Origin of the sequence: Clostridium sp. AF02-29 (genome assembly GCF_934835585.1) — a bacterium.
GTDB classification, from domain to species: Bacteria; Bacillota; Clostridia; order Lachnospirales; family Lachnospiraceae; genus Otoolea; species Otoolea fessa.
Map to the genome: position 1 here is coordinate 1 of NZ_CAKVZK010000049.1, position 13,297 is coordinate 13,297.

The 13,297-nt window shown below is 50.8% G+C and carries 4 protein-coding genes and 2 pseudogenes; 5 read left to right on the forward strand and 1 reads right to left on the reverse strand.

What is annotated here, in order from left to right; translation table 11 throughout:
• The 5 genes and pseudogenes from PUQ60_RS10660 to PUQ60_RS10680 all read left to right on the forward strand — a co-directional run.
• A pseudogene (locus PUQ60_RS10660) lies at window positions 1–259 on the forward strand (ATPase); the annotation flags it as partial.
• Between the two features lie 323 nt (window positions 260–582).
• Window positions 583–2,946 (forward strand): LuxR C-terminal-related transcriptional regulator, encoded by a 2,364-nt coding sequence (locus PUQ60_RS10665; RefSeq protein ID WP_273482982.1) that lies wholly within the window; start codon window positions 583–585, stop codon window positions 2,944–2,946.
• A 65-nt stretch (window positions 2,947–3,011) separates the two neighbouring features.
• The gene (locus PUQ60_RS10670) at window positions 3,012–10,589 is read left to right on the forward strand and encodes a hypothetical protein (RefSeq protein ID WP_273482983.1); all 7,578 of its coding nucleotides are present in this window, start codon (window positions 3,012–3,014) and stop codon (window positions 10,587–10,589) included.
• Between the two features lie 180 nt (window positions 10,590–10,769).
• Window positions 10,770–11,945 carry an ATP-binding protein gene (locus PUQ60_RS10675; protein WP_118669198.1) on the forward strand — a complete coding sequence of 392 codons (1,176 nt, stop codon included), beginning with the start codon at window positions 10,770–10,772 and terminating at the stop codon, window positions 11,943–11,945.
• Window positions 11,938–12,588, forward strand: coding sequence for a hypothetical protein (locus tag PUQ60_RS10680; RefSeq protein WP_227062656.1), 651 nt, complete (start codon window positions 11,938–11,940; stop codon window positions 12,586–12,588). Before PUQ60_RS10675 ends, PUQ60_RS10680 begins: the two co-directional genes overlap by 8 nt.
• Before the next feature lie 298 nt (window positions 12,589–12,886).
• Here PUQ60_RS10680 and PUQ60_RS10685 read toward each other — a convergent pair.
• A pseudogene (locus PUQ60_RS10685) lies at window positions 12,887–12,988 on the reverse strand (ATP-binding protein); the annotation flags it as partial.
• Window positions 12,989–13,297: the final 309 nt, after the last annotated feature.

Here is a 13,297-nt window from a genome sequence, read left to right on the forward strand (position 1 = left end):
TCGCCGTGGATACGATGTCTATGTCGGCAAGCTCTATCAAAAGGAGATCGACTTTGTTGCTCAGAGAGGCAGCGAGAAGATTTATATTCAGGTCAGCGACAACATTTCCGGGCAGGAAACATTTGAGAGAGAATGCTCTCCTCTGCTTCAGATCCGAGATGCTTATCCGAAAATGATTATTGCCAGAACCAAACATCCAAAATATAGTTATGAAGGAATCGAAATCCATGATATAGCCGATTGGTTGCTACAAGAATAAACAAGGCGAAATATCTCCGTCATTCTCTTTTGAAATGATGGAGATATTTTATGTTGATGGAGATTCAGGGCCAGGAAACTGTGTCAGATTGCAAAAATCCTTTCCGAACTTTTTACATAGCAGTCACGCACTTCGGTGTGTGGCTGCTTATTTGCATCTATGCTATCAAAATCAAACAAAAATGATCTGCATAGCAGTTTGCTATGCAGCGTGTCTCATCCTTTGGGATGATTTACATTTCGAAACAGACTCGTATAATATAATTCGAGACAGATTACGAAAGACTTATGGCAATCTCGCTCTGTATCAAAGGGAGGGAAGAAATGACCAAAAATATTATCATAAAGACCTCCGTTCAGAAACGGTTTGACAGCTTCATGGCGCATGGCAGAGTCCTTTTTTTCAGCGCACCCTGCGGCTTTGGAAAGACAGTACTGGCGGACGCACTGCTGCGCGGTCGGAACGTGCTGCGGCAAAGTGCGGCAGACCCAGACTGCGCAATCCCACCGTCAGCGCAGGATTGGGACATTCTGCTGATTGACGATCTTCAGTTCATGCAGGAGGAAGCCGGGCAGCAGGCTCTTTGCGAACTGATCCGCTCAAGTCCGGAGCGCCATTTCGTGCTGCTCTCGCGCGGTGTGCCGCCCGGCTGCCTGACGGCGTTTCAGTACACGGGGCTGATGACGGTGTTGGAGGCCGACGACCTGCTTTTTGACGCGGGCGATGTGCGGCGGCTGTTTCAGCTTTCGGGAGTAAACGTAACAGATAGCGAGATCGATGGAATTTTGAAAGAATCCGTGGGCTATCCGCTGGGTGTGGCCATCACGGCGCGGTGCATGTCCCCGGACAAGCCGTGGACGCCGGAGCTGGTGGCACGGGTGTACCACGAGGTGTTCCTCTACTTTGAGACCGCCATCTACCGGCGCTTTGACCTGCCGGTGCGACGCTTCCTGTTGGAGCTGGCCCCCTTTGAAAGTTTCGACCTGGAAATGGCGCGGATGGTCAGCGGCGATCCCCGTGCCGGCGAACGGCTGGACTGGATTCTTCGATACACTACTATGCTGTGCTACGAAGACTGCCAGCGCTTCCACTTCTGGTCGGGTTTCCGGGCTTTTCTCCTCTGGGAGATGGAACGGGAGTATACCGAGGAAAAGCGCAAAGCGCTCATCAGCCGGGGCGGGCTGTACTATGAGCTGAAGGAGGACTACGCCCACGCCCTGGAATGCTACACCAGCGGCGGTGACCATTCCAAGGTTTCCGAGCTGCTGGTGCGTAATGCAGAACTTCACCCCGGCATGGGGCACTATGCCGAGATGGAAAAATACTACCGCAGCCTGCCGGAGGCGGAAATTCTCGCATCCCCCTCTCTGATGCAGGGCATGAGCATGCTCTGCGCGCTGGTCATGGATTACGAAGGCTCGGAGCGCTGGTATGGCGAACTGCAAAAGTTTGTCGAACACTGCGGCAGGCAGGACGCCGCCGGAAAGCAGGCGCGCGGCCGCCTTGCATGGCTGGACATCTCCCTGCCCCAGCGGGGCGTGAAGGGTCTGACGGAAACCATCCCCGCCGTGTTCCGGCTGCTGACGAACAAAGAGTTGGCGCTGCCGTCCTTCTCCGTCACGAGCGCGCTGCCGAGCATCATGAACGGCGGCAAGGACTTTTCCGAATGGAGCAAAAAGGACGACCTGCTCTACAAAACCCTCCGTCTCCCCGTGGAGGCAGTACTGGGGCGGGACAGTGTGTGTCTTGCCGACTGCGCCATTGCCGAGAGCAAGTTTGAAAAGGGCGAGGACGTCGCCGGCCGGATGCTGTCCCTTCTCCCGCAGATGAACGAGATCCGCAACTACGGCACGTCGGACATGGAGTTCGCCGTCAGCGGATTGCTGGCCCGCAGCCAGCTGGCAAACGGGCAGCCCACCGACGCGCGGCGCACCATCATGGTACTCCGTGAATGCTTTGCCGAGCGCGGTTTGACACGCTTTCTGCCCAATATGGACGCCATGCTCTGCCGTATTGACATGCACACCGGCGACCTTGACGCGGCGGACGCGTGGTATCGGGAAAAAGCCCCGTGCGAACCCACGCACCTGAACGTCATGCGGCGCTATCGGTATCTCACGCAGGCAATGGTGGAAATTATGCAGAACCGTCCGGACGCCGCTTTGCTGACGCTCTCACCCATGGAGCCGTACATTCAAAACTGCGCCCGCATCATCGACGGCATTCACCTGAATGTCCTGACTGCCATCGCCCTGCGCCGCAAGAAGGATGAGCGGTGGCGCGAGCGATTGACGGAGGCGCTGGATGCGGCGGCGGAGTACCGCTTCATCCGCACCGTCAGCGTATACGGCACGGCGGTGCTGCCGCTGCTGGAAGCGCTGGACTGGGACGGCGACAAAGCATGGCGCAAGCGGCTGATGGCAGCGGTGCGGACGCAGGCGGCGTTCTACCCGCATTTCCTCGAACCCAGCCTTGCCCCCGGCGAGGAGCTGACACCCACGGAGCTGCAAATTCTCCATCTGCTCTGTGCGGACAAATCCAACGCCGAGATTGCACAGATCATGGACGTGAAGCTGCCCACGGTGAAGACCCACGTCAGCCACATTCTCGACAAGCTGGACGTGAAGCGCCGGGCGGAAGCCAAGACCGCCGCTAAAAAGCTGCGGCTCATTCCGGATGATCTATAAAAGCTGTGCCTGTGCTTGAACGGGCTGAATATAAACCTTATACATATATCCTAAAGGAGAATCTTATGAAAAAACGAGTATTGAGTATGTTCATGGCGCTGGCGCTGTGTCTGACGCTCCTGCCCGCACCCGTGCGAGCGGCGGAGGATACGCCGGAGAGCGGCGCCATCGTGCAGCAGGAGCAGCAGGAGGAAATTTCGCCCGCCGTATCCGAACAGGCTGGAACGAATGAGGAAGAGAACGGTTCAGAGGGTGACCCGCAAAATACCGGTACCCCTGACGCCGGTGGCGCTGAGGACAGTAAAGCAGATGCGCCCGAGAGCGGCGAGGATGAAAACGCCGGGAACAATGCGGACGCGGCGGTATCCGCTGTGCAGACGATGATCGATGCGCTGCCCATCGTGAGTGAGTTGGACGGCATGACCGCCGACGAGCTGGACGCAGCTTATGACGACATTCAGGCGGCGTATGATGCTTATGAAGCACTGAACGCAGAGCAGCAGGCGCAGATCACAGGCGCAGACTTCGAGGCGCTGCTCGGCTGGTTCAACAGCCAGACCGCGCTGTTGGCGGACGCACAGTCCGGCGAGCATACCCACTGTGTCTGCGGCAAGGACAGCGGTACAACGGTCAACGGTCATACCCATAACAACAGCACAGCATGGACGGCAGCCGATTCCCTGCCCGGTACTGCTGGCAGCTATTATCTGACGCAGCCCGTGTCGGGGAGCTGGGCTGTGCCAGAAGGCGAGGTCAACCTCTGCCTGAACGGGCAGACGATCAACGGCAAAATCACCATCGGCAGCGGCGCGACGCTGACGCTGACCGACTGCACCGACAGCGGCAGGGTTCAAGGCGAAGTGACCGTCAACGGCGGCAAATTTGAACTGTACAGCGGCACGATCACCGGCGGCGTGCAGGTCGGTATAAAGGGCAGCGCCTATCAGACCGGCTCGTCCTTTACCATGTATGGTGGAGAGATTACCGGTAATAAAGCAGGCAGCGGCTCCGGCGGTGTGTTCCTTGTCGGCACGACGAATCAGACCGACCCGCCAAGATTCACCATGCATGGCGGAACCATTTCCGATAACACTGCGGGTGCGTCTGACGGCGGTGGCGGCGGCGTATATGTGGGTGAGAAGTGCAGCTTCACCATGGACGGCGGAGCCATCACCGGCAACAAGGCGACCGCCGGCAACGGCGGCGGGATCTATATCCACTTTAACGCCGGCACAGTTTCGATCTCCAACGCCACGATCACCGGCAACAAGGCGTCCGCCACGGGGAATACAAGTTATGGCCACGGGGGCGGCATTTATTCGGAGAGAGGGGTAACCGTCGAGAATGTGACGATCACCGGAAACAACAGTACCTTTGAGGGCGGCGGCATCTATGGAAAGGGCGCTATTACCCTCACCGATGCTACCGTTACCGACAACTCTCAATATGACGTTTACTACGGCGGAAAGGAAAGCTCAGCTCCTAAGCTCACTGTTTCCGGCTCGGTGAAGGCCGGTTATTACGCCAATGAAGCTTGGAAGCTGCCCATTCTTGTATCAGGCGCATTGAGAGAGGATTCGGTCATCCGTGTGGGCGTGCGTGAAGGCATAAATCTTGGGGCCATCGCCGAACCGGCAAGCGGCGTGACGCTCAGCGCCGAGAACTTCAAGGCGGACGCCGCCGACTGCGTGACCAGCCTGGGCGATGACGGCAAGGTCTATCTTGTGCCCTGCACGCACGAGATGGACGATACCGGCTACACCTGCAAGAAGTGCCATACGCAATTCGACGCGCGCGTGGGCGATAGCGCCTATTATCAGACGCTGACGAAGGCGTTTGATGCAGCCAGAGGCAACACCGTGACGCTGCTGCGGGATGTGACGCTCGCAGGAAATTGCTCTTCTTCTTACACCTACTCAGCGACGCTGGATCTGAATGGCAAAACTGTCAGCAGCGAGCGTTATTACATTAGCGTCGGAGGTGGGAACAAACCCAGGACTCTGACGGTCAAGGATTCCGGAACAGGCGGCGGAACGCAGGCGCTCGATGTCACGTTTTACGTTTCCTCCAACGGAACGCTTGCAGTCGGCGACTCCTACACCGGCAAGATTTCGCGCGTGGAGCTGCAGGCCGGCGGCGCATTGGAGCGCTTTGGCGGCGAAATCGGCGAGTTGGTTTTAAGCAATGCTGCGGCTGGCTCCACAAGTACGGGCTACAATCTGAAGCTGTGGAATGGCAATACAAACGCCTGCACCATCGGCAAGATCACGGACAGCACGAAGAGCAAGAGCCTCACCGTTCAAGACCTGCTGAAAACCAACCATGCAAAGTGCGAGCTGTACGGCGAAAAGGACGGTACATGGAGCATCGTTGATAAGAGCGCTAAAATTGTGGACTTGACCGGCTATACAGCGTACAAGGTGCAGTTCCCGGAGTGCGTCCATCAGTGCGCCGATGACAGCAACCCCGTGTGCTCTGTGTGCCACAAGGACCTGTATACGAAAATTACCGCCCAGAGCACCGACGGCACGACCAAGACTGCCTACTTCACGGAAGACAGTGCGCTGGAACACGGCTATGTAGAGGCCATCCAGACCTTGAACGGCTGGAGCAATGAGGGCTGCACCGAGCCGACGCTGACCCTGCTGCGGGATATGTATGCTTTCGGCACCTCCATGCCGCTGACCGGCACGCTGACGCTGAAGGGCGGAACGCACACCGCCAAGAATGTGACGGTCGCTAAAAACGCGGACGTGACCTTTGCCAGCGGCAGCTATAAAGGTGCGACCATCGACGGCACGGCGACGGTGAAGGAGGGCGTCACATTTACCGACGCCTCCGTCGAGGTGAACGGTACGCTGAACGCCAAGGGCGGTACCTTCACTGGTAATGTCAAATTCAACGGCAGCAGCATCGCGAACATCAGCGGCGGCAGCTTTAATAATGAAAAGAAATATGGCGGCGTTACGTTTGACTACAATGTCACGGGGACGATCACCGGCGGCACGTTTACCTTCGCGGATTTTTACACCACCAAAGTCAAGCTCTCCGGCGGCACATTTACGATGATCAAAACCAACGGCGACCGCAAACTCGCCGACCTGCTGGCGGAGGGCGCGGCGTATTACGGAGCAAGTGATAATCAGGCTGTGACCAATGATAGAGTGAATACGCTGGAAAATGTCAAGGTCGTGTCGCATACGCACAACGGCGGCACGGACGGCAAGGGCATTTGCAGTGTCTGTAAGAAGCAGATGGCGGCGTCGCTGACCATCGGCGACAAGACGAGCTGGTACACGGCCTTTGCCACTGCCATTGAGGCGGCGAACGCGGCGGACGGTGCAAAGACCATCACGCTGTATCAGAATGTGGATGACACTGTCAACGGGAAGCGGACCACCTATGAGCTGACCCGCGGGCCGGTGACGCTGGCGACCGGCGGGAAAACGGTCGATGGTGTGGACCTCATCGCCAAGGGCATTTCTCTGACGGTCACGGGCAGCAACGGAGGCTTCTATGTGACGGTGGACGGCAAAGACGCGGAATTGACCGTCAAGGACAAGGATACGAAGCTCGCCATTGTCACGGCGAAGAACGGCGGAAAGCTTTCGCTGAGCAACGGCACCTTCAGCCGTGTGGCTGTAAAGGACGACGGCAGCAGCGCCAGCCTCAGCGGCGGCAGCTACGGCGCGATCACGAGCGATGCCGGCTATGTCAAGCCCTACGCGCTGCTGGCGAAGGGGTACGCTTACAAAAAAACAACGGATAATGAATGGCTCCCCAACGCCAATTCAATCCCGTCAAAAGTCACCGTTGAAAAAGCCCCCTTCGCGGTCGAAAAGATCTATCCGAATAGCGATACGAACTACACCGGAAGCTCGGCGTTTGCGACGGACGGCAATATCACGCTGACTGCGGTAATCGCGTCCGAGCCCGAAACGGAGAACGTCACCTACTACTACTGGTGGGAGCTGTTTAACGAATCAGAAAACGACTGGACCACGAGTTTCAAAAAAGTTAATACTGCAACGCATACCGGCGAGAAGAGCAAGACGCTCACAATCTCCGGGCTGCCCGTAGACAAGAGCTATCAGTACCACATTTACGTCCAGTGCAGCAACGGCTACAATTGCTACAGCGAGCCGTTCACCGTGACCCAGCATCAGCATAGCTGGACGTACACGGCAAGCGGCGCGACCATCACCGCGAAGTGTACGGCAGAGGGCTGCTATCTGACCGACGGAAACGGCGGCAGCGTGACCATTGCGGCCCCCGCCGAGCTGACCTACAGCGGGGAAGGCAAACCCGCCACGGTGACTGCAAGCAGCGATTGGCAGGGTCCGGCGGCGAGTGGGATCACCATCAGCTACATAAAGACGGGCACGTATGGTCAACAGATGTTGGAAAACGGCGCGCTCCCCACCGACGCGGGCGAGTACACCGCCAGCATCACGGTGGGCGAGGGTAACAAGGCTGCCACTGCCAGCGTGGAGTATACCATTCAGAAGGCTAATCCGGTGGTGACCGAATGGCCGACGCTTTCTGCATCGGTTTATGTCAACAGTGAAGCGACCCTCACCGGCGGCAGCGGCGAAGGCACCTTCGCTTTCAAGGCAGGTGCTGCGAAATCTTGGGACAGCGCAGGCAGCAAGACCACCACGATTGTGTTTACTCCCACAGATACCAATAATTACAAGGAGCTGACTCAGGACTATAACGTAACGGTTGTCAAGCGTACGGTAAAGAGCTGCCATACGCTGACTGGCATTACGGACAAGCCCTACGGAACGGCGCTGGAAGAGCTGGGACTACCCGAAACCGTGACGATCACCACGGAGGACGGCAAAACATTTGATAAGATCCCCGTCACATGGAGCGGTTATAATCCGAATACGCTGGAGGAGCAGACGCTCACCGGAACATTAGATCTTACTTCGATTGCTAACGAGGTGGAGCAGCCCGGCATGCCTGTGACGGCGCAGATCAAGGTCAAACTCACGCAGAAGAACTTCAGCGGCATTTCGCCTGAGGCTTATGATGGTGTGTATGACGGTAAGGCGCACGGAATCACCCTCACCGGCGTGCCCAGTGGCGCAACCGTAAAATACGGCGAAAGCGCAGATAGCTGCACACAGGACAGCCTGACCTACACCAACTTCACGAATGGTCCAAAGATCGTATTTTATAAGGTCTCCCAGTTCGGCTATGCGGATGCTTCCGGCTCCGCCTGGGTAAATATTACCAAACGCCCACTCACCGTTTCCAGCATCACGGAAAATAAGACCTATGCGTATGCTTCCGGTTCAGACGGTAAGGCAATCGGTGTGAATATTGCAGGAAAGCTTCCGACGGATAGGGGAACTACAGCATATGCGGTTGCAAAGACAGATACAGAGAAGCTTTTAAGTGAGGTAACAGTCGATACAGCCGGAAATCTGACCTATAAAGTAAATCAGGTAGATGCGTCCAAGGTTGGAAAGACAGCAATTATCACGGTAACAGCTTCGATGGAGAACTATGCGAATGCTGGATACACGCTGACGATTAGTATTACAGATAAGAAGACGGTAGAGATTAAGAGCGGAAACACCGTATCTGTAGATGGAAGCAATGCGCTGACCTATGGGGAAAAGGTTTCAAAGCTGACACTTGGAAATACCGTTTTTGTGGAAGCCGGTACAGATGATGTGATAGAAGGTATTCTTTCATGGAGCAATCCGGACGAGATACCGGCAGCCGGAACCACACAGGCGGGCTGGGTATTCAAGCCGGCAGACAGTACGTATTACGCGGAACTTACCGGAACAGCAGCCATCACAGTAGCCAAGGCAACTCCGATAGTTGTAACAGTACCAACCGTTGCAGAGCGTGGATACAATCCGGATGCTGCGCTTACCGGTTCAGATATAACAGGCGGAAGTGTGACAGGGGCAGATGGCAATTCACTTGCCGGAACATGGAGCTTTACAGGAACGAACATCATTCCGACTGTAAACAACAAAGGCTATCAGGCAGTATTTACACCTGATGACACAAACAACTACAATACAGTAACTAGAACAATAACAGTTACGGTCAATAAGGCAGCGAAAGCTCCAAACATGCCGGAAGCTGCAATGACACCGGCACACAGCACAAAGAAGGTTGGCAATATTACACTTCAGGAAGGATGGAGCTGGCAGGAGGCAGATAAGGACACGGTGCTTGCAGATGGTGTGGCTGTGACGGCGACTGCGGTTTATATAGGAGCTGACAAGGGAAATTATGAGACAGAAAGTGTAAGCATTACGATTACAAGAAGAGAATGTGATCACACGCACACTGAAATACGGAATCAGCGGGAAGCGACCTGCACGCAGACCGGATACGCAGGAGATACCTATTGTACGGACTGCGATAAACTTATGAGTACCGGAAAAGAGCTGGCAGCATTGGGACATGATTATAAAGTAACCGTAACAAAGCAGCCAACGACAACCGAGGAAGGCATCAGAACCTACACCTGCACCAGATGCAACAGCAGCTACACAGAGAGCATTGCGAAGCTGCCGGAGGAAAAGCACACTCACAACTATACGGGAAGCATTACGAAGGAAGCAACCTGTACAGAGGCAGGGGTAAGGTCTTATACCTGTTCCTGTGGAGACAGCTACACGGAGAATATTCCGGCAACAGGACACAGCTATGTATCAAAGGTGACGAAGGCTGCAACGACAACAGAGGAAGGCATCATGACCTATACCTGCTCCAAGTGCGGACACAGTTACACACAGCCGATCGCTAAGATCAAGTCCGATGACAGCAGCAAGGATAATGGCAGTCAGAACCGGAAACCGCAGACTGGCACAGACAATGGTAATCAGAATCAGAAGCCACAGCCTGATACGGATAATGGTAAGGACAACGGCACTTCAATTAAGCCATACATCAAGGACGACAGCGGCAAGGAAGGCTGGGATGTTATCAAGCCACAGCTTGAAGAAGCTAAGGCAGGCGATACGGTAACGGTTGCAATGAACGGAACAACTGTAGTACCGAAAGATGTAATTGACAGTATCAAGGGCAAAGATACAACACTTGTTCTGGATATGGGAAATGGTCTTTCCTGGAAGATTTATGGAAAGGATATTACTGATGCAGCTGGAGATATTGATTTTGATGTGACAGTCGGAGCCGACGCCGGAAAATCCATTCCTGTGGATGTGATCAATAACGTGACCGGGGAACATTCTTCCTTGAATCTGACTCTTGCTTATGACGGAGAGTTTGGATTTACAGCCACACTGACCGTCAACATGGAATCAAAGAATGCAGGACTGTATGCGAACCTGTTCTACTACAATGAACAGACCGGAGAACTGGAATTTATCAGCGCCGGACAGATTGATCCGGATGGAAATGTGGAACTTGTATTTACCCATGCATCAGATTACACGATTGTTGTTGATGCCAAGATTATGAGTGATAACGGTCAGGCAGACAACAAATCTGATGAAACCATTCCTGCGTCTAAGACAGATGACAGCACTTCAAAATATACATGGAATAATACGATAATCATTATTATAGGTATCTGTATTATGCTGATTGTTATTGGAGCCGTATTCTATGTAAGGAAAAAGAGTGGTTCAGAAGAAAAATAATGATGATTTCATAGGAGTAATAAAAAGAGCAAAATCAACAAAAAACAGCTAAAAGAATGTATTTAATATTTGGTGCTCGCTTTTTAACATGATATCCATAAAAAGAGCCGATGTAAAACAAAAAACTGGTTTACATAGGCTCTTTTTAGTATATAATGATTATTGAAAGGCGGTGGAAGTATGCTCATAAGATATATGTTTGACAATTTTTGTTCGTTCAAGGAAGAGTGCGAGTTTTCATTAGAAGCACCAGGCGGGAAAGTAAAAAAGCGCTTTCCGGATAACTATACTACAACAGAAACAGGATATGACCTGCTGAAAACAGCAGTTATCGTAGGTGAGAACGCAGGTGGTAAGTCCAACTTTATAAATGGATTAAAATATCTGAAATCATTGTTTGATACAAACATGAAAGTGCAGTCTGTTAATTCATATATTAACACAGATACTTTGATGGAGTGTAATAATCCCAAACAGAAATTTAATGTAGTATTCTTAGCGGGGAATCATTATATTTATGAGTATGAAACTATTGTTGATACAAAAGGAATCTATAGCGAAAAACTTATCAGAAGCAGCCAGCGGAAATCAGCTGAGCATGTAGTGTTTGATATTTTACGGGATCAGGAGGATATATATACATTACGAAGAGGAACAGCCAGGGAAGTGACAGCTGCTCTTAAGAATAGCAATAATAGTAACGGATTATTTGTAGTTAAACTGGCTCTTCTCGGAAATAAGGATGCGTCAGCAACTGTTGAATGGATGTTAAATGTCCTATATCCGGGTAATATCCCCTCTGACAATATAGACAGCATTGTCAGGCAGGAACGGGATCTTGAAATTATGAAAGATCCAAGATATGTAGAAATTTTTAAGATGGTAGATTACAGCATTTGCGGAATTGAAGTGGATGATGAGAAGCCTTATTCTAAAACTCTGGTAATTCGTAAGAATGCACAGGGAAAGCAGTTTAAGAGAGAATTATCACAGGATTCAACCGGTGTCAGAGAATTTTTTGCATGGGCTGTACAGATATTTCGCGTGGTATATGAAAATAAAGTGGTATTTGCAGATGAGATGGACCGGGTTCTTAATCCAATCTTGTCAGACCGTGTTATTGCGTATATTAACGGTATGGAGCACAGAGGGCAGTTTGTATTTTCTACACATAATGTATTACACCTAAATTTGAAGACATACATGAAAGAGCAGATTTATTTCATTACAAAAAGTAAAGATGAATTGACATCAGAATTGTATTCTCTAGCAGATTTTCCGGAAGTGAGGTATGAAAACACTAAGATATATGAGTTTTATATGAAGGGAATATTGGGAGGTACGGCATTTGAGTAGAAAAACAAGAGTCCTCCAGAAGAGGTTTGCAGTATTCTGTGAGGGAGATACAGAATATAATTATATAGACAAGATGAGAAAGAATCAGGGCGTAGAACTGGTTTTAAAACCCATCAATATGCATGGTGGGGGCTATTCAAACTTCCTTCAGAAGATAAAAACGGAGTCACAGAGTAACTATCTAGCAAAATTCATTATTATGGATGCAGATAGAATAGCTACTGTCCCGGGAGAACTGGATGGATTTAAAAAACTGTTGGAGTACTGCAGGATTCAGAATGCAAAGGGAAATACACCACATTTTATTATTATGGACAATCCGGATTTTGAGTATGTGGCATGCTTACACAGTCCTCAGTATAGAGGACAGGATCCACATAAATTTATTGAATCTGTTCTGGGAGCAAAAAGTATTGCGGCTTTTAAAGGAAATGCAGATGTTTATAACTTCCTTAATTCAGGAGAATTGTCATATCAGATAATGATGGAATCATTAAGAGGAAAAGAAAAGCTGCTGTACAATCAATATGAGATAAAAAAGAAAAATTTTGATATTGTGATTAAAGATACTTTTTTTGATGTGAATTTTATTAATAAAAAGGGTAGCAATATAGAAGAATTTTTCGATGTGATTGACTGGTAATAATGGATGTTCGGCAAAAAAATTTGGTCAAAAATTTATCGATATCCGACCTATCACACGATATAATGGTAGTAATCTAATAGAAATATTAATCAATCATTATTATAGGTATCTGTATTATGCTGATTGTTATTGGAGCCATATTCTATGTAAGGAAAAAGAGTGGTTCAGAAGAATAAGTATCTGACATAGTAATTGAATAAAAGTGTGAAGGTGGGAGCGTAAGCGCCCACCTTTTACAGTTGAAGAAGAAAAAATCTATTACAGTGAGACTTTCAGATGGAGATTCGCAGAGATTTTAATTCCATTCCTCTGCCAACAGAAAATCGCAGATATTGCGGTGCTTGATCCCGTTTCTGCTCATGTCGAACTCATCCAAAGAGACAACATATTTCTAAAATTATAAGATATAACTGATAAAATGCATATTTCTGTAAATTTCGACAGTTACGAACACAAATTTCCAGAGGAGAATGCGCAATGAAATCCTCCGTTGCCCCAACGGAACAGGCAGAAACGGTGACCTTTTTATCGTTTTGTGACTTGTGCAGCATAATAAAAAGGAATTATAATCAAGAAGGAAAAAACGCTTTTTTCGAGCGATAGAAAGGAAAAAATATGGAATATTCGGCAATTCTTCATGATATGGATAAAAGATTCTGCTATGCAATCGATAAGGATTTATTCGTGATACGTGTGCAGGTAAAAA

Coding starts and splice junctions, on each gene's coding strand:
- PUQ60_RS10665 (WP_273482982.1), top strand. CDS start 583: ATGACCAAAAATATTATCATAAAGACCTCCGTTCAGAAACGGTTTGAC.
- PUQ60_RS10670 (WP_273482983.1), top strand. CDS start 3,012: ATGAAAAAACGAGTATTGAGTATGTTCATGGCGCTGGCGCTGTGTCTG.
- PUQ60_RS10675 (WP_118669198.1), top strand. CDS start 10,770: ATGCTCATAAGATATATGTTTGACAATTTTTGTTCGTTCAAGGAAGAG.